The sequence below is a fragment of the Butyrivibrio sp. genome, from assembly GCF_015056685.1.
Taxonomy (GTDB): Bacteria; Bacillota; Clostridia; order Lachnospirales; family Lachnospiraceae; genus Butyrivibrio.
This window is the reverse complement of sequence record NZ_SVFW01000039.1, coordinates 21,071-39,511: the sequence shown is the minus strand read 5'-3', so window position 1 is coordinate 39,511 and position 18,441 is coordinate 21,071. Positions and strand designations below refer to the sequence as shown.

Genomic DNA, 18,441 nt, shown 5'->3' with positions numbered 1-18,441 from the left:
TTCTATGAAGAGGAGGGATAAAAATGAGATCTGTCTTAAAAAGAGAGCTATTACTTAATCTTAAAAATCTGCTGATATGGAGCCTGTCCGTTGGTGCTCTCGGGCTCGTCTGCATATTATTATATAAGTCTATGGAAGGTGAAATGAAGGATATGGCTGATGCCTTTTCTAATATGGGAGCCTTTTCAGAGGCCTTTGGAATGAGCACTTTGAGCATAGCAACCTTGAAAGGATACTTTGCCACTGAAATAGGCGCAGTTCATGGCCTTGGAAGCTGTATGTTTGCAGCAATCATCGCGATCAATATCATTTCAAAAGAGGAAGATGCCCACACAGGCGAATTTCTTTTTTCTCTTCCTCTTTCAAGGAATCGGATTCTTACTGCCAAATCGCTGTGCGTTGCTATTATGCTGGTGCTTTTTACCACTGTATGCACTTTGTTTTATCTGCTGGGCTTTAGTATTTTAGGAGAAGAAATGCCTCTGGATCTCTTTTTCACATTTATGGCAAGACAGTTTCTTATGAACCTGGAAGTCGCAGGAATATGCCTTGCGCTCTCATCTCTCACCGGAAAAAACAGGATGGGACTTGGACTTGGAATGGCTCTTTTGTTCTACGCATATGACGTAATGGGCAGGGTTATTCCCGATTTAAAGAAGTATTTGTTCATCGGGCCCTTTTCCTATGCAAATGCTTCGGAGATATTTACTGAGGCTAAGCTTCCGGTGACCGGAATTGTCGTTGCCTGTGGCGTTTTGATTTGTGGAGTACTATTTGCTTTCTGGTACTATAACAAAAGAGATCTGGCGTCCTGAGAAATTACGTAAAAACGAACAACTCCAGCTTAGCGATAAGGTCCTCAATAATGTACCTTGAATCCACATCTGTGTATATTCTGATGTCCGGATTATCATCTTTTACTGCAGACGAAGTGTCATCCAGCACCAGAGGTGCCTTGGCAGTGTGATAGTGGCCGCATCCGGGATTAATAGTCACTGCAATAGCTGGCGAATCGCCAAGAGACCAGCTTTCTCCCTGAGTCCAGCCTGCTGCCTCGGACATATTGTATTCAGTCATCTGAGTGTAGAGATGGTCACCTATTTTTCCGCATGGCTTTATACGGCGCTCAATCTCTGCAAGACCTATATTTACTGTAATGTATACATGTGAAGGAATAAGCCAGATATTGGCTCCGCTCTGGAGCACGTAGTTGGCGGCCTCTATGTCATTCACTGAATTAAATTCAGTAAATGGTGCCTTGCATGGGGCCTCCCCATGAGTTCCTATCCAGACTATCGTCATTTTGTCTTTTATCTCAGGATTAGTTTGAAGTGCCTTAGCCACGTTTGTTATAGCGCCCTGACACAGAACAAATAAAGGATTGGGCTCATCCCTCAAGGCTTCATCAATTATGAATTTTGAAGCTTCTGAAACTTCCTTATCCTCACTTAATGGTCCCTTTTGACCGTGAAGCACCGGAACTGATAAATCCATAGCATCAAGGATTGTCTCTATCTCTTTGTAGCTTCTTTGTTCTGAGTTTTTTACCTTAAAATGCTCTGCTGCTATGGCTTTAACAATAAGCTTAGGACTGAGCAGCCCATGCACAATTGCAAATGGATCATCAGCCTCGCAGGCTGCATCCGTGTCGATTATGACTCTGATTTTCTTGTAATCCGGAACTTTGTACTGTATCCCCATTTTGTTTTCCCCCAAAACTGTATTTGCCCAATAGATTATTTGACGCGCGTCAAATATATTTTAAAATCTTCATTATCGCTGATCATATTCCCCATACTCACAGCCGACATTCTCACATATAACTTCGTCGACAAGCTTTCCGCAATGGAAAAGCATTACTATGCCCTTTCCGTTGCCGCCGTTCCAAAGACGGTTGTGAAGTTTCTTGCCATTTGGAGCTTCGTAGTTCACAAGGAGCATGTCTTTTTTCTTGCATGTTATGTTAGTAACCATCCGGTTTGTCCAAGTCTTTTGCTCAACGTGCCAGATTATTTCATCATCCGTTTCCGAAGACTCAAACTTTGTTCTGGTAAATGTCCAAAATTTTGAAAAATTAAACTCATATGGCTTTCCTTCATACCAATAGGCTGAAAGAAGCTTTCTGTTTAGGGCAATTGGGCCAACCTTTGGCCTTCCACCACCTATATCAAAGACGCTGTTTTCAAGTTTTTTGCCAGACTGCTTACTTGTAAGATTATTAGATGAAAGCCACACCCAGGGAGATGTAAAATCTTTTCCCCAGTTCTTGTCAGCATATCCATAGCAGGTCTTCGGATCAACAGTGTACTTGTGCCCATCTAAACTCACCTCACCTGAGTACTCAGTCTTCATGCCCTCCGCGTGCCAGAACATCTCAAAAAGCTGAAGTTTTCTAAAAAGATTACCTGCTCCGTATCCCACATTAAAGGCGATTTTCTTATTTATTGTGAGATTCCATGAAAGTTCTCCACTTCCCGACATGTACTCAGGATGCTTATCCACTTCTTCCTCAGATAAACTCACTTTTCCCCAGGTTTTATTCTCTGTAAGAAAGCACTCTCCTGCCTTTATTGAAAAAGGGACTCCCATGTCCACATCAATCTTTTCCCAGCCATAGAAATTATGGATCTGTCTGGCTCCTTCGCCCCAGCAACCAGCCTTAACCATAAGGTATGAAGGCTTCACACCTTTCGCTCTATTCGCAGGAAGCTGCCCAAGTACTGGTTCAGCCCCTCCACAGGCAGGATTACATAAAAAAAACTCTATAAAAAACGGCTTTTCTTCGCCCGTCTCACTATCTATTGCAGTAAAAGAGTGCCACCACCAATCGTACCCAAGCTTCGCCTGGCCACCAAAGAGTTGGCACTGATTTCTGGTTATGTCTGATCTGTTAAACACTGGTTTGCCTTTCTGTTTTCTATCTTTATTTTTTTCAAATCCTCACTTACAAGCTACAAGCGTAAATATGATGATAACTACTATTAATTTACTCTTTCACACCAAGAATGTCTATTATATAGTGATTATATATTCATTCATTCTATTTGACGCTCGTCAAATATTTATTTATAATAACTATATAATGTATTTGACGCTCGTCAAATTTTTTTGCTAAATGAGGTGTTGAATAATGGCTAATCTTATCTTAGAAAAACAGGATCTAACATATTTGCAATGGTCACACGTACGCAGTTCAAGCGGAACAGCCGGAACATTTTTAAAAGCGACTTCATCTCTTCATGGGAAAAAGAAATATTATAAGCTCTCTAACTTTGATTCCGTAAAAGGTATTGTTGGACATGAGTGTATTAACGAAATAATTGTCGACAGGCTTCTTACAATTTTCGGAATTGATCACTTGGAATATGAACTCATCAATGCTGATATTGAAATAGAAGGGAAGGTATATAGCACATATCTTTGCGCTTCTGAAGATTTCAAAGAGCGCGGAGAAAGCAAAATTGCCCTTGATGACTACTACCGCGCAAATGCCGAAAAAGGCGAATCGCACTATGACTTTTGCAAAAGACAGGGATGGCAGGAATACATAGATACTATGATTGTTCTGGATTACCTTATCCTGAACAGAGACAGACACGGCGCCAATATAGAAGTTCTCAGAAATGCCAGAAAACATACTCTCAGAATCGCGCCCTTATTTGATCATGGTGTATCCCTTCTGTACTCTTGTGCCAATGATGACGCAGCCATAAGCTTTGACATACTTGCTGATAAGCCCTGTAACAATTTCATTGGAAGCTTTTCCTGCTATGACAATCTGAGCCTTCTGCCTAAAGAAAATCGCCCACTCAAAGGAATTTTAAAGCCCCATCACAAGAACATCATTTTTGAGAATCTTAATGGAATTATTTCAGAAACATTCATAAACAGAATTTGGGACATGATTTATGAAAGGTACATGATTTATGAAAATTTATGAGATACTTGATGAAGAAACGAAAACACTAGTTGGAACGCTACTGTACTATGAAAAAGAAAGATCATTTATCATAGAACTTACAGACTCCCTTAATGAATGGAATGCTCCATTACTTTTTACCAATTTGGTGAAAAAGGGAATCTATACTATGCCAAGGGACTTAAGTTTTTTGTGGGTAAAAGAAAGAATAATTCCCAGCGGTCGTCAGAACATCGGTGATATTCTGAATAACCACAAATTAAAAGAATATGACGAAATGAAGTTTCTAGAACTCTCAAATGGCCGCTGCAGCCAGGATTCTTTATACATAAAAAAAGCTGAGAAGCTGCCGGAATATGTAATAAAAAGACAAAAGTTTAATCTCAAGGATTGCACCGTCCTGACTGATTTTCATATGCTTTGTTTTTTTAACGACGGTACCACAAGAAAAATTTCTCTCAAAGCCCTCGAAAATATAGAAGGCGTTGATAAAGTAGTTGCAAATGCTCCACTTTTTGCCTCCGCAGCCCTTGGAACTGACGGATATTTCATCTCTTTTGACAATTCTATCGATGTTCCTGCCTGGGCTCTATATAAAGAAGGTCAAAAAATTCCACTAACATATGAAGATTTTCTTGCTTTTGCCAAAAACAATCTCGAAGATACGTCTTCCAGCTGCGAGATCCTTGAATGCTCCCGTCAGAACCTCGCATACATGGTCAAAGAAAATCAGCTTTCTCCTTTTAAAGAAAATGTAAAAGGGAACCTGTATCTGAGAAAAGATGTGGTGAAAAACAGGTGGTAATTCGGTTATGTCTGATTTATCAATAGAAGGGTCGACAACTGCCGACCCTGATCTTTTATATTTTCATCACATCGGCAGCCCAAAGAAAATATGCGCTGCAATTCTTAAAAAGGAAACTGTTTTCAAGCATCTCCGTCACATATTCTTCTATGCTGAACGGGCGATACCCATAATCATTCATCTTTTCTACTTCCCTCTGCCAGGTTTCATTTATAACTGACTTGATGAATTTTTTAGTATCTTTGTTAGCCTTTGCTGACCTTTTAAGATAAGCTTCAGCATTTTTTAAATCGCCCATCTTGAAGTAAAGAATTGAAAGCGGGAATATCATCGGTGTTTCATCATGTTCACCATACTGTTTAAGAAGATTCAAGGCCTCATCTTCCATCTCCAAAAGAGCGTATAGATGCATAAGAGTAAATCTCTTACCCAGATTGTCATTTTCATTGAGCCTTATCATGTCCTCATATTCGCCAATTGCCTTCTTGAACATTGAACACTCAATAAGTATATCCGCGTAACTTGATCGTAGTCTCATATAAGGTCTAGTCTCTAAGACTCCCCAGAAGCGCCCAACACTATCCTTTAGAAACCCTTTTTTCTCCATGACTTTTGTGCCATGAGCGACTGCCTTCTCATATTGCTTTAAGGCATCAATAGTATCCCTTGCAGTAAGTTCAATCCTGAGGCCAATAGCATCAAGATTATCCTCATCAAGAGCTATAGCTTTTTTTACATAACTGATTGCCTTTGCTTCACTGTCTGTCTCATATGCAAGTTCAAGAAAATCGTCAGAAGTCTTTGCCGATTTTTCTGTAATCTTCTCAATTGGCTTGCTATTTATCTGCATCATATGCTCATTTAAGAACTTGCTAAGCTCCTCCTGACTCATATTATCATCTGCATGCTCCTCCAGAAACTTATTCATCTCTTTTAATACTTTTTCTGTTTCTCTACTCACTGTTTGTTACTTCCTCCTGTTATCCCAGATTAATCCAGCATCGAGTTGGCACTGATTTCTTGTTACGTCTGATTTGTTAAACAATGTTTTACCTTTCTTCATTAAATATATTAGGATATTACACCTAAAAATAATGATAACTGCTTCCATTCCATATCTTTATAAAAATATCAGAGGTTACAACCGAACAACGGTAGGGAGCTTAGCTAAATGGCATTGACCTACTTTCTGTATCGCATAGGTTTCTATCATCAGTCAAAAAAGTGTTTAAAACGCCTTCTGTTTATGTTAAGATATTTATATAAAGAGTGCTACCGATAGACGGTTGACTCTGACAATAGTTACGATCAAAAGAGACCGCAGCTTGGCTAGAGCTTTTTCAGCGGTCTTTTTTGATGTTTACTTTCTTGAATCCTTGCAAATACTGATGATTGTTACGATGATACTGATAATCGTAACTACAATACTCACAAGGGATATCGCAATTTCTATCACCAAGCTAACCCTTCTAAAGATTTCTCATAAGCATGCCTCCCAAATACCTGAGAGTTCTCGGATAAATCCGGCAAAGAGCCAACCGCCTACTTCTGTATAAGTTTGATTGCGAAAATCAAAGATTTTCTATCTTACTTAACCGAAAATGGTAGCACCAATAATACCTTATCAAACATCAGTTCGAGTGACAACATATTCTTTTCTTCGCAAAAATGATAATCCAAAAACTACTTGCAAAAAACATGCAAATGCTCCACTTTTTGCCTCCGCAGCCCTTGGAACTGACGGATATTTTGTCTCTTTTGACAATTCTATCGATGTTCCTGCCGGGGCTCTATATAAAGAAGGTCAAAAAGTTCCACTAACATATGAAGATTTTCTTGCTTTTGCCAAAAACAATCTCGAAGATACATCTTCAAGCTGCGAGATCCTTGAATGCTCCCGTCAGAACCTCGCATACATGGTCAAAGAAAATCAGCTTTCTCCCTTTAAGGAAAATGTGAAAGGAAATCTGAATCTGAGAAAAGATGTGGTGAAAAACAGGTGGTAAAGCTCCATCAAGCCTTTCATCAAAATGATCTGTCAACAATTTTAAAATGTGCTATTTTCAATCTTTAAAAATACTGTTATGTCTGATCTGTTAAACACTGATTTGCCTTTCTGTTTTCTTTTTCTAAAATAATGACAGCTGTTCCCACTCCATTTCTTTTCCAAGAGAAATATAATAATTTTTCAGTTCATCAATATTAGTCACAGAAGTATTTCCTCTGTCTATTATAAGTTTGTTACCAGACCCATTATTTAATACCCCTAAGGCGTAAGCTGCTATTTTCCTCTTTTGCTTTGTAGCTGCTTCAACGGTATACATCGTTCCACCATCAATCTTCGTTTCAACAACAAACACTCCCTGACTCACTGCACTTTGAAGTCTATCACGTTGAACATAAGTATACTTCTTTGGAGTAACATAGCTTTCATACTCACTGATCAAACATCCACCAGTCTTAAGTATCCGTTCAGCAATCTCAATGTTCGACTTAGGTGTAATATGTTCTAAACCGCCTGGGAGAATAATTGCACACTTACCACCAGCATCTAAAGCTCCAATAAGCGCTGCTGTATCACATCCAATAGCTAAACCATTTACAACTACCAGTCCTTGCCTTGCAGCTTCCTCTCCCGCTTTACGCGAAAAAGAAAGTGCTTCGTCCGAGCACTTTCTACTTCCAACAATCGCCACACATTTATTTTCATTGAGTATAGAAATATTTCCCTGGTAGTATAAAACTTGTGGCATTCCATTCAAATGTTTTAACACTTTAGGGTAAATATCATCATTAGCATCACATTTTTTAATCAAAAAACTCATATTGCTTTCCCCAATGCAAACATTTCAACAGTTTTTGCTCCATGCGCTAAAAGTATTTCCTTGCAGGCATACAATGAATTACCAGTTGTTGTCACATCGTCCATAAGAAGTACAATATCTCCGTTAACTGACTCTCCCTTTATTGTACCTATTGAATCAATATGAACATATCTGCTTCTGTTTCCACCTGTTGCAAGCTTATCTATTGTTTTTTCCCTAACCAAAAAATGTACTTTATCTATCCTGCCATTCTTTGCAAGTTTTTCAGCAAGCATCGTCATTCCTGTCACAGTTTTCTCCGAATTACTAGATGGTACTACGCATATAGTCACATCCTTGCATATTTCGCTATCAATCAAATTATAGAAAAAATTTATAGCGCTTTCCTTGCCATTTTTAAGATCAAGTATTTTCCCACTGAACACGTCAAATAGCGGATTTTTGATCTGTCTTTCTCTATCCAACCAATATTTATGATAATTACTGTAAACGACAATTTCTCCAGTATTATTCCACGCATCGTTACTAAATACCATTTCTCACTCCCAAAAACTATTTTCTGCAAAATTTTCCCTACCAAAAATGGTAGCACCCATAAGAGCATTATACCGAATATACGTTCGACATGCAATGTTTCATATTTTGTTGTATCGTTATCAGAATACTGTATTCACGCATTTTTCGTGGTGCCAGGCACTTCAATTCTAGGGCTGAGCAGACCATGCACAATTGCAAATGGATCGTCCGCCTCGCAGGCTGCATCTGTGTCGATAATAACTCTGATCTTCTTGTAGTCCGGAACTTTGTACTGTATCCCCATTTTATGTGTCCCCCGATGATTTAATTCGACTTATTAGTTTATTTGACGTGCGTCAAACAGGTTTCTTTTTTAATAATCTCTTAACTGCTCTTTTTACAGCATTTGGAAGTATTCTGGAAAGGATCTTTCTTAGTAATTCATATTGAAATATATTTTTTAAAGTATTATGAAATACTATTTTTCTGGTTGCAACTTGCATAGAATGTTCAAAATCTCTGCTTTTCTCATACTCCGTCAAAAATACAAAGCGCTCTTTTTTCAAAGAAGTTGGAGAATTGAGCTGCTTTTCGTAATCAAGGGCCTCCTCTAGTGGTCTTTCAAAAATAGTAATTCTGCCTTCTTCTACCAATTGACTCAATAAATCTTTCCCTTTTTCATCATTAACCAAGATACATGAAACGTCTCTTACTTTTTTATTTAGCGGTCTAACTTTACCCAACCCCGAGAAATCAGCTATCGTCAGACTCCCAACTCTTTCATGGCAAGCATATTTGCATGAATAGCAATTTTCTCTGTAATCCAATCCATAATGATATCCTATCTGATATACATCATCTGCATGGACTTTCTTTTTATAGAATCGCTTATGACTATCACTCAAAGAAAAAACAAAAGCATTTGTTCCATAATCAGGATCTCTAAATGAACAATATTCTGCAACTTGATTCTTTCTTTTCTCTATAGCTTGGAAATGTTGTTTCAGGTATATATAGGGTGAAACGCCATGACAAACCAGATCTACTAGTAGTAGGTTTTTATCATCAACGCCAGCAGTTTCCAAATATTTCTTTAATCCTGCCAAATGGCAAGGCAGTCCTACAACTACTACTTCTTCATGATTTTTTAGCCTTATCCCGACATTTTTAAATACTTCCAGGGTATCACTCTCAACATATTTCGAATTTTGAAAAGACAAACTTTCACTATAGCTACTTTTTATCTCATAAACAGCCCGAAAATCATTATCAAGCTTCACCCCAACATACGCTGTATTATTATCAGAATAGTGTTTGTATATTTCAGTCGCTATTCCACCGGAAGCACTCTTTTTTCTAACACTCTCATCAGTTGACCATCCGGCATAACACTCTTTGGGATAATTCAACTTCACGTTACTTATTTGAGGGCAGGCAGACTGGCATCTGCCGCAATTAATACATTTATCTATTTCGTATAAAGCAACAGCATTATCATATTTATCACTGTACAGTCCAATGCACTTTTGTGGGCATACCTGTAAACAACTTCTACATGCTGTGCATAATCCCTCGCCGCAAACATTTTTGTGTTTTAGTTTTCCTATTTTTTCATTCAGCATATTATTCAAGTTTTCAACAGCTTTTGTTTATAGTTAATGAACCAATCATTATTACGTTTTTCTGAGCACTCTTCCAATTATTTTTTTCATAAAATAAGAGCCTTCTGGGGTATTAATAGACATCACAGTGAACAAAACACTATATAAAAATACAACTACGAAAAACGAAGAAACAAATCGCTCTATTGAAGAAAGATTTTGCAAAGTCATAACAGCAATTCTCACTATCATAAAAGCCAATATTATAGAAATATAAATTCTCCCCATAAAAAGTATAAACTTTACACAAGACATTTTAAATCCATATGTATACAAGACAAAAACATCTGTTAAATATGCTATTGCTCTGGAAATAATTGTAGCCATAAAAATGCCTGAAATACCCAGTTTACTTCCCAAAAGAAAATCCAAAACAATATTCAGCACAGCACATATTACAAAAACGAATCTCTTTTCACTAAAAATACCAAATGCTGACCTAGCCATAAAAACCGGGTAATGTATTCCTCTTATACAAACTTCTATAACAAGTAAAGCTACAGGTAATGTGCTTAGAAAATATTGATCATTCAACCAGATTTCTGATACAAATTGTTGTATTAACAACAATAATCCGCAAAAAAACAAACCATAAACGGCAGAGTTAAAAAAATAAATCTTCCTAAATATTTTCTCAATTGAAGCCTTACTTTGATTTACGCTTAAATGTCCAAGTGTTGAAGTTAAAGGGCTATATATTTTGGATAAAAAAGAATTTATAGCAGTCAAGATCAATGTATACTGCGATACTATCCCAACAGTTGTGATGCCAGAATACGCAGTCATAAAAATATTATCCGTCCCGTTAAACGAAACTGACGCTATTTTCTCCATAAAAAGGCCTTTTACATCATTTCTAAACTTCAATTTTTCTGCCCTTGAAATTTCGCCATGATTCTTCACAAAATCCTTTATTTCAGGATATTCTTTATCCGCTCTTAAAGAGATAAGAAAATTGCAAAGCAAAGATACAAGTACCTTTACAGACAAATACAGTTCGAACGAATAAGTAAAATACAAAATTACTATCTGTAATACATTGCAGCATATATTACTTATCAATGCAAATAACTCAACTGTATAATTTTTTTGATCAGCTATAAGCAAAGTCTTTTTATAGACAAAGGCGTAGGAAATTAAAGTATCTGCTAAAAAAAGCAAATATAAATAAAAAATATTACCATAGTCAAAATCTTCGTTCATCAAAAATTTAATAAATGGTATAATAGCCATTCCAAGAACAAATATCGCAAATACGATAATGCAATACATTTTTCTACAAAAAAACAAATGCGTTCTGATTTGTGAATCATCATGATCATGTAATGGCTTATATAACATACGTGCAAATGCATTTCCTATGCCAAGTTCAACGAACGATAGTACATATAACACATTATTGAACAAACCATTTATACCTAAATACTTTGCTCCTAATACATATGCAAAAACTGTCCGGCACACAAAACTAATAATAATGAATATCACTTGACATATAAATGTGATAATAACATTTGTCTTAGCTCTTATGGTGCTGTCATTATATTTATATATGCCCATTCGCAAAAACCTTTGCCTTCAAGATTCCAAATATGTTCTCAACAGTTCTAATGACTCAGCTCTCCACATACTCATAGCATCATCAATACTACAAAAATCCACGTTATCGTCCATTTCTTCTGATAATCTTCTTATACGATTACCTATATTAAATTTGCTCACCAAAGCATCAAATCTGACATTGTGAGAATTATTTCGATAATAAATATAAAATGGTACGTGAAAATAAATAGAAAACAAAACACCATGGTAAGAGCTTGTAAACACCATTTTGGATTTTTTAATCAGCCACAAAAAATCCTCTACTCGATAAACCCTGATATTTTTAACATTCCTTCTTGGTAATCTGTAATTAATTACTAAAACATCTAAATTATTCTTTCTTGCATATTCTTTTGCATCTTCAACCATATTGTTGTCCGGAAAATATACCAATATGTACTCTCTACTACCTGTCTCAAATTGAGACTTATCAGCATAGCCACTCCAATATTTTTCCTCTATCAGCATTGTTGGATCACAAACATTATCTATGTTAATTCCCAATAGCTCACTTATCCATATTGCAGATTCACGTTCCCTTACGGCAATATGTTCAAAATCGCAAAGATACTTTTTCAAATCTTTAGCTGTTTGTTCTTCCCATTTTTTTCCAACTGACGTAGCAAATGCTATCTTTTTACCATCTTTTACAAAATCAAGAAAATATGTTTTATCACCATTCGTCAATTCAACATCCCATAGAATGTCACTTCCTACTACGTATACATCATATTTCTCTTTAATATTGTTAATAGTATTTACTGTATACGTATCAGATAGTCTTAAACAAGAATTAACTGAATCCATAAGATTTCTATATTTCTTTGCAATAATAGGCGTAAACAATATGAATTTCAGAATATCTTTAGGATTAAGTGAAGCCGGTTTTTTATCCGGAGTTTCTCTTTTCTGAATTGCTTCAGACCTGTAGTCAATTATTTCTACATCATACCCTAAAGATTTAATGTTTTCATATAATGCTAACGTTTGTAAAAAAGAACCAAAATTAGTAGTATGATGAAACGTAATTATTCCAACTTTTTTCATATTTTATACTATCTCTATTTCCGACTTAACAGTATTATAAAAATCCTTAAGTGTAATTCCTTCGTATTTTGAGGCTACCAAGTTAAAAATTGTTTCAATTTCAGAATACAAATTTTCAATATCAAGAGGTGAAGCAAAATATGGACTCCCTCCCGGCATCAATTCAGAAGAATGGATCATGAACATTAAATACCCTATATCATCAAGATCTTCTGAAGAGATATTGTCAATAATTTCAGTAACATTGTATTTATCCGGTCTAAATAATTTATATTTTCTTTTTTTTAATAAACCACTTCCTATATACTTTAAAGACTTGATCATTCCTCTCTTTGGCAATGAATCTACGTAGATTTTGTCATTCTTCCATGTAGTTACTGGAACTTCCATAATTCCTTCTCTGTATGATATTTCTCTTTTTTCTCCTAAATAATTAGGACCTTTCACTCCTTCTTTTTGACCATGCGAGCTACTCCAATCTATATTCGGAGTAACAGAGCAATCAACTTTATATCCATACTTATACAACACTCTAAGCATTTCATCATTTATTGCCCATCGTCCGGCCCTATGAGAAATTGGATTAATTTCAAAGATACTACATATTTCCTCTGTGATTGTTGCTATTTTCTTTTCCATTACTTCAACAGGATATTCTATTAGGTAAGGAAGCCCTCTTTTAGGCGCTTTCTCTATTTCAAAAAAAGGTGGATTATTCCATGCATGTATATGGGATCCTATTTCACACATATCTCTATTCAACGCACTCTTTATAAGTGTCACAAATCTTGCGTCATGAATAATCTCCCAATTAGCCAACCACACAGGCTTAAAACCATATTTTTCGCACAAATATTGAAATCTAGATAAATACAAGGTATTTTCAGTGGTTATACTTCCTTTACCATCCCAGTTCCAAATATTGTCTCCTTCTGCATCTACCGTGACAATAAAATAGTTCATTTTTTATCAACCTTTTCATATACCGATAAATATTTTTCAGCAACCCACCTTACATCATACTCAGAAGCGTATATTCTACCTTTTTCGCCTTTTTGTTTTCTCTTTTCACTCGAACTTGCCAGTTCTTCCATTGCCTTTGCTAACTGAACATCTTTCCCCTTTTCAACAATTATCCCATTGTCCTTTATAATATCAGGTACTCCTCCAACCCCCGTCGCAATAACAGGAATTCCCTTTGCCATACACTCCAAAAGGAAAATAGGAAAGCATTCAGAATCACTGCTCATTACGCCCACATCAACTTCATCAAGAAACAATGAAACATCACTTATATCACCTAAAAATTTAACTCTATCTTGCAAATTATAAGATTTCACCAGTTCTTTTATATCTGCTATTGTGTCTCCTTCACCAGCCAGTATAAGTTGACAGTCGTATCCTTCCTTTATGAGTATAGAAAAAGCACTAATTAATAAATCATGTCTTTTTATGCTATTAAATCTTGCTGCCAATCCAAATACTACTTCTTGCTTATCTTTGTATTTTCGTTTTATGAAGTGCTCCAGCACTATGGGGTTAGGAATAATTTCCAATTCTTCATTATGCAATTTAAAAAGCTCCACATATTCACGGGCATTAATCGGGCTAAGAACCACAGGTACTATCAACTTCTTTTTATGCAGAATTTTAAAAAGTAACACCGTGCGCCAATTATTTAATCTGAAAGCTTGGCTATGAAATGTTTCCACAAAAGTCTTCCCATGAATAAGTGCATAAAGCCATAGGCATCTATATTCTGTGTTTCCATGAATCACATCAGGTTTAAATTTGTCTACCGTCGTTTTTAGCGTAATATATTGTCTGATTTTCTTTTTTATCCATATATCATCATTCGAACCATAAACAATTTTCACTCCATTTAGCAGCAGTTCTTTTGAAAGCGCATTCTCAGGGCTTTTCTCCAAAACTACCAAACATACATCCAGGCCTTTTTGTTTATAGTAAACAGCTAAATCAGATATCATGTGCTGGGCACCAGCATTTTCCAGGCTATAGATTTCCAAAAGAATTTTTCTAATTTTCATCAAGCAGCCTCGTTGTCCGCATTACTTCCTTTTTTTTCGTTTGTGCTTTTTCTAACAAAGACATATCTGCTCTTGGACTTTCCTTCAAACACTTTTCAGCAAATTCAAATGTCTCTCCAATATATTTGGCAGGAACACCTCCCCAAATCTGTCCATCCGGAATACTTTTTGTCACCAGACTACATGCACCAATTATGCAGTTCTTGCCAATTTTGACGTTTGGAAGAATTGTACTCCTTGTTCCAATAAAAGAATTATCACCCACAACAATTCTCCCAAATCTTACAACATTTTTATATTTATCTTGTTTTCTAAATACCCATGTAGCCCCGTCATGAGTAATAAATCTAACATCCTTTGATATTTCCACCCCTGATCCAATTTCAATCAAATATGGTTCAGTATCAAAATCCGGATATGAAATAAACCTGCATCCCGTTCCGACTTGAACACCTTTCCACCTCGCACATCTGATAGGGGCAAACTTTGAAAAAATAAGCTCAAATAATCTCCTCATCTAAATTTTCCTTTGAAAACAAGCCAAACAGCCCAAATAAAAAATAAATAGCATTAGCAGATGCATATCCATCAAGAAATCCCATTAAATAATATATCGCCACTCCAACTATTGCTATCTTGCGTGATTTACCAATTTTTCTTCTGGATAATAAAAATCCATTTAAACTTGTAGTAACTATCAAAGCATATAAAACCGATCCAATGATTCCGCAGAAAAAATACAAGTCAATAAAAAAATTATGACTATGTGTAAAGGCGCTATAATATATAAACGACCTTATTCCCAGTAATTTTTGGAAAAAACCACTTTGATATACTCCATACCCAAACAAAGGTGTCTTGGGTATTTGGTTTACAGACTTCTGCCAAAAGAAAGACCTAAAGCTCAAATTAGTTGTTTTTCCCAAACTCACCAATAATCCGGCTATATAGTCCTCAATATGGAACTGTATTACTCCTATCACAGCTAACATAGAGAAAATAGCAACAAATCTAAAATCAAATAATTTGATCAAGATATCAGAATGTTCAAAGAACAAGTATAAGAGGAAAAATAATGTAAAAAAGAAATATGCATTAATTGAATTAGTAAATAATTTATAAGATATGCTCAAGATTATACATGCATAGTCAGAAGCCCCCCATCTATGGTTTAAATAATAGTCCAAAGCCAATTTAGCAATTAGCAGTGGAAATATAATATACGCTGCGTAATTATCATATCCAAACAATGTATAGTCACTTCTGTATCCAAGTTTGCTAGGTATGTTCATGAATCCCAATATAGAATCTGCAAAAATTGCAACACTGATCCAATTGCTTATAATGTGCAACAATTCTTTATCTCTCTCTTGAGCCATGATCATGCCCAAATTAAAAGCCAGCATTATTTGAGCTGCTAAACTAATTGCACTAATGTTATTTCCATATTCGTTCCTAAATGTTCCAATAATGAACGATATACAAAATAATATTATCCATTTCAATGATGATGTTTGAATATTCCTGATCAGTACAACAACAACACTAACTATTGATAGCAATACAGTAGCATACTTCCATGCCGTTTCTATTCGAGGATCATTCAAAAGAATAACCGGCCTAAGCATAAAGATAAAAAAAAGCGAACATAATAAATAGTATACGTTTAGTGTCTTTCTAATCTCAATTGTTATCATTTTCCCTCATTAATAATTCTACTCCACTCGGAAATAACAAATGGCTTAGCATTGCTAGTCCTAATATGCCTTGCCTCTACACTTATTTTTTTTCTCATCTCAACCGAATCGCATAATCTAGACATTTCTAAAGCTAAAGTCTTATGATCATTTATTTTTACTAAAATGCCATTTTGCCCATTTTTTATAAGTTCTGCATTCACCCCAACGGGACAATCCGTACACACAACAGGAAGACCTATCGCCATAGCTTCTAGTATTGAATTTGACATTCCTTCATAATTTGATGTAGATATAAAAATCATGGCATTCTGCATCTTGTTATAAATATTATTAGAGTACCCCATTAACTTTACAGAATGTTCAAGTCCCAATGACTTAATATGATCTCTAATTTCATTTTCCATTGATCCCCTACCGTATATGTGAAATTCAAATTGCCTATGCGAAAAATGAAATATTTGGAATGCTTTAATTGCCATTAATATATTTTTTTGCCTTTCATATCTGCAAACAGATATCACCACATTTTCACATGAATCCGGGTTATGATATGGCAAATCATTTCCTATAGGATTTGGGATAACTACCCCTTTCTTTCTTATTATTTTTGAAAATAATGCCATCTGCATATTGTTCTGAAAAACAATTTTTGTAGCTTTTAAATAGCATATATTTCTTAACAATCTTTTGAATGCAGTATTAGGATCTTTTCTTGGATCATTCCTCTCTGAAAAAATAGTTTTAACATTTGAAAAAGCAGTAGCAATTGACACCCAGAAAATTGTCCTAAATAAAAAAGCAACAACTACAGTATCAGTCGCAACAAGTAATTTTCTTAACCTGCTCCATCTTGTAAACGCATCTAAAGGAACAAAAGTATCCTTCCACTTTAAGTGTATTGCTGTAACTTTATCCGACAAACTATAATCATCTTCTGAGTCCAACAAAATCACAAATCTGACTGAGTAGCCTCGCTCAGCAAGTTCATTTGCTATTATACTTAAAACTCTCTCGGCCCCTCCATTTGCAAGTCTTAAGCACACTAACACTATATTTTTTCTTTTTTTCAATTGATTTTTAGTATTATCCACCTAATACCACTTTCATCGTCTTTTTTACGAACTCATTGTTTGAGTAATCCTTTGTTACAATTTCAAAGGCTTTCTTACCACATTTTTTTATCTCGTTTTTTTCTTTCTCAGCATATAATAATGCATCTCTCAAACTATTCTCATCTTTGACTAAAAATGTTATCCCAGCATCTCTAACAACGCTCATATTTTCAGGAATATTACTTATTATGCATGGGAGCCCGTAACTCATCGCTTCCAGCAAACCAATACTTTGTCCTTCTATAGACGAAGGTAAAATATACGCATATGCGTTACTGTATAATTCCTCTTTCAATTCGCCAAAGACATCTCCGACAAAAATGATATCTTTATTGTCAGCAGCCAATTGCTTTACCTTCTTTTCATAACTACTTGAATGAACACCGCTACCAGCTATTACCAATTTTCTTCCTATCCCGGCATGAATATATGCATTGATCAAAGTATGAACTTCTTTCTCAGGAACAATCCTTGACATGAACAAATAGTATCCATCTTTGTGAATATCATATTTTTCAGAAGCCTCACTTAACTTTTTGTATAAAGGAATTACCACTCCGTTATTAATTGTTAGCGTATTCCTCCCCCATTTTTCCTTAAAGTGCAGCTGATCATCTTTATTAAGCGTAATTATTTCTTCTGCATATTTGGCAATACATTTTTCACCAAATTTTAAGACTGCTGATGCAAAACGCCCAAACTTCTCTCTCTTCCAATCAAGTCCATGCACAGTACAAATTATCCTTTTATTAAAGATAGCAGGAATAGGCATAGATATAGAGGTTCCCATGGCATGGTACCAAAAAACATCAAAATTACCACAGACTGCCATACATGCCGCAAGTATCGTGTAAGAAAAAGCATCTAAATGCTTAGTATTGATTGAAGGAACATATCTTACTTTTACTCCTTTGTATTCATTAAGAATCTGATCACAATACCTTTTTCTACAAAAAACAACCACTTCGGCTTTATCAGCTAATTCAACCGCTATATTTTGTACATACACTTCAAGTCCACTTACATGCGAAGGTATTCCTTTGGAGCCAATAATCGCTATTTTTTGCCTTTTTAAAGAATAATCAGAAGTCATTCCTTCTCCCATTACGTAAAAAAGTGGATTCGATATTTACATTAATTATAAGCTAAATATTGTTTCTTGTCATAGAAAAAAGCGTAGATTTTGTATCAAATCTACGCTTTCAA

Annotated in this window: 19 protein-coding genes; 4 read left to right on the top strand and 15 right to left on the bottom strand. The window is 35.5% G+C overall.

Annotation, left to right across the window (positions count from 1 at the left end):
• Window positions 1–23 precede the first annotated feature (23 nt).
• The gene (locus E7303_RS13315; protein WP_292145844.1) at window positions 24–815 is read left to right on the top strand and encodes an ABC transporter permease subunit; all 792 of its coding nucleotides are present in this window, start codon (window positions 24–26) and stop codon (window positions 813–815) included.
• Between the two features lie 4 nt (window positions 816–819).
• On the opposite strand, the gene E7303_RS13310 is transcribed toward E7303_RS13315, so the two are convergent.
• Window positions 820–1,701 (bottom strand): nucleoside hydrolase, encoded by an 882-nt coding sequence (locus E7303_RS13310; RefSeq protein ID WP_292145843.1) that lies wholly within the window; start codon window positions 1,699–1,701, stop codon window positions 820–822.
• A 72-nt stretch (window positions 1,702–1,773) separates the two neighbouring features.
• Window positions 1,774–2,898 carry a tocopherol cyclase family protein gene (locus E7303_RS13305; RefSeq protein WP_292145842.1) on the bottom strand — a complete coding sequence of 375 codons (1,125 nt, stop codon included), beginning with the start codon at window positions 2,896–2,898 and terminating at the stop codon, window positions 1,774–1,776.
• Window positions 2,899–3,130: 232 nt separating this feature from the next.
• Here E7303_RS13305 and E7303_RS13300 point away from each other — a divergent pair, with 232 nt between their 5' ends.
• Window positions 3,131–3,940 (top strand): hypothetical protein, encoded by an 810-nt coding sequence (locus tag E7303_RS13300; RefSeq protein ID WP_292145841.1) that lies wholly within the window; start codon window positions 3,131–3,133, stop codon window positions 3,938–3,940.
• Window positions 3,927–4,724 (top strand): hypothetical protein, encoded by a 798-nt coding sequence (locus E7303_RS13295; protein ID WP_292145840.1) that lies wholly within the window; start codon window positions 3,927–3,929, stop codon window positions 4,722–4,724. Before E7303_RS13300 ends, E7303_RS13295 begins: the two co-directional genes overlap by 14 nt.
• Before the next feature lie 55 nt (window positions 4,725–4,779).
• Here E7303_RS13295 and E7303_RS13290 read toward each other — a convergent pair whose 3' ends face one another.
• Window positions 4,780–5,685 carry a tetratricopeptide repeat protein gene (locus E7303_RS13290; RefSeq protein ID WP_292145839.1) on the bottom strand — a complete coding sequence of 302 codons (906 nt, stop codon included), beginning with the start codon at window positions 5,683–5,685 and terminating at the stop codon, window positions 4,780–4,782.
• A gap of 679 nt (window positions 5,686–6,364) precedes the next feature.
• Between E7303_RS13290 and E7303_RS13285 the strand changes: the two genes are divergently transcribed.
• Window positions 6,365–6,730, top strand: coding sequence for a hypothetical protein (locus tag E7303_RS13285; protein WP_292145838.1), 366 nt, complete (start codon window positions 6,365–6,367; stop codon window positions 6,728–6,730).
• Between the two features lie 123 nt (window positions 6,731–6,853).
• Here E7303_RS13285 and E7303_RS13280 read toward each other — a convergent pair whose 3' ends face one another.
• From E7303_RS13280 to E7303_RS13225, 12 genes are all read right to left on the bottom strand, one after another.
• Entirely contained in the window at window positions 6,854–7,549 is a 696-nt protein-coding gene (locus E7303_RS13280) for a DNA-processing protein DprA (RefSeq protein ID WP_292145836.1), read from the bottom strand.
• The gene (locus E7303_RS13275) at window positions 7,546–8,085 is read right to left on the bottom strand and encodes a phosphoribosyltransferase (protein WP_292145835.1); all 540 of its coding nucleotides are present in this window, start codon (window positions 8,083–8,085) and stop codon (window positions 7,546–7,548) included. The genes E7303_RS13280 and E7303_RS13275 overlap by 4 nt, the downstream gene beginning before the upstream one ends.
• A 134-nt stretch (window positions 8,086–8,219) precedes the next feature.
• Window positions 8,220–8,369 carry a hypothetical protein gene (locus E7303_RS13270; protein WP_292145833.1) on the bottom strand — a complete coding sequence of 50 codons (150 nt, stop codon included), beginning with the start codon at window positions 8,367–8,369 and terminating at the stop codon, window positions 8,220–8,222.
• A 52-nt stretch (window positions 8,370–8,421) separates the two neighbouring features.
• Entirely contained in the window at window positions 8,422–9,687 is a 1,266-nt protein-coding gene (locus tag E7303_RS13265) for a Coenzyme F420 hydrogenase/dehydrogenase, beta subunit C-terminal domain (protein ID WP_292145830.1), read from the bottom strand.
• Window positions 9,688–9,738: 51 nt separating this feature from the next.
• Window positions 9,739–11,286 (bottom strand): lipopolysaccharide biosynthesis protein, encoded by a 1,548-nt coding sequence (locus E7303_RS13260; RefSeq protein ID WP_292145829.1) that lies wholly within the window; start codon window positions 11,284–11,286, stop codon window positions 9,739–9,741.
• A gap of 18 nt (window positions 11,287–11,304) precedes the next feature.
• Window positions 11,305–12,375 carry a polysaccharide pyruvyl transferase family protein gene (locus E7303_RS13255; protein WP_292145828.1) on the bottom strand — a complete coding sequence of 357 codons (1,071 nt, stop codon included), beginning with the start codon at window positions 12,373–12,375 and terminating at the stop codon, window positions 11,305–11,307.
• 3 nt (window positions 12,376–12,378) lie between these two features.
• Window positions 12,379–13,338 carry a hypothetical protein gene (locus E7303_RS13250; RefSeq protein WP_292145827.1) on the bottom strand — a complete coding sequence of 320 codons (960 nt, stop codon included), beginning with the start codon at window positions 13,336–13,338 and terminating at the stop codon, window positions 12,379–12,381.
• Complete coding sequence (locus E7303_RS13245; RefSeq protein WP_292145826.1) at window positions 13,335–14,423, bottom strand: glycosyltransferase family 4 protein; 1,089 nt, start codon at window positions 14,421–14,423, stop codon at window positions 13,335–13,337. The genes E7303_RS13250 and E7303_RS13245 overlap by 4 nt, the downstream gene beginning before the upstream one ends.
• Window positions 14,413–14,940: an acyltransferase gene (locus tag E7303_RS13240; protein ID WP_292145825.1), complete on the bottom strand. Its 528-nt coding sequence runs from the start codon at window positions 14,938–14,940 to the stop codon at window positions 14,413–14,415. Before E7303_RS13240 ends, E7303_RS13245 begins: the two co-directional genes overlap by 11 nt.
• Window positions 14,924–16,120, bottom strand: coding sequence for an O-antigen ligase family protein (locus tag E7303_RS13235; RefSeq protein WP_292145824.1), 1,197 nt, complete (start codon window positions 16,118–16,120; stop codon window positions 14,924–14,926). Before E7303_RS13235 ends, E7303_RS13240 begins: the two co-directional genes overlap by 17 nt.
• Window positions 16,117–17,214 carry a glycosyltransferase gene (locus E7303_RS13230; protein WP_292145822.1) on the bottom strand — a complete coding sequence of 366 codons (1,098 nt, stop codon included), beginning with the start codon at window positions 17,212–17,214 and terminating at the stop codon, window positions 16,117–16,119. Before E7303_RS13230 ends, E7303_RS13235 begins: the two co-directional genes overlap by 4 nt.
• Complete coding sequence (locus E7303_RS13225) at window positions 17,207–18,328, bottom strand: glycosyltransferase family 4 protein (RefSeq protein WP_292145821.1); 1,122 nt, start codon at window positions 18,326–18,328, stop codon at window positions 17,207–17,209. Before E7303_RS13225 ends, E7303_RS13230 begins: the two co-directional genes overlap by 8 nt.
• Between the last annotated feature and the right edge of the window lie 113 nt (window positions 18,329–18,441).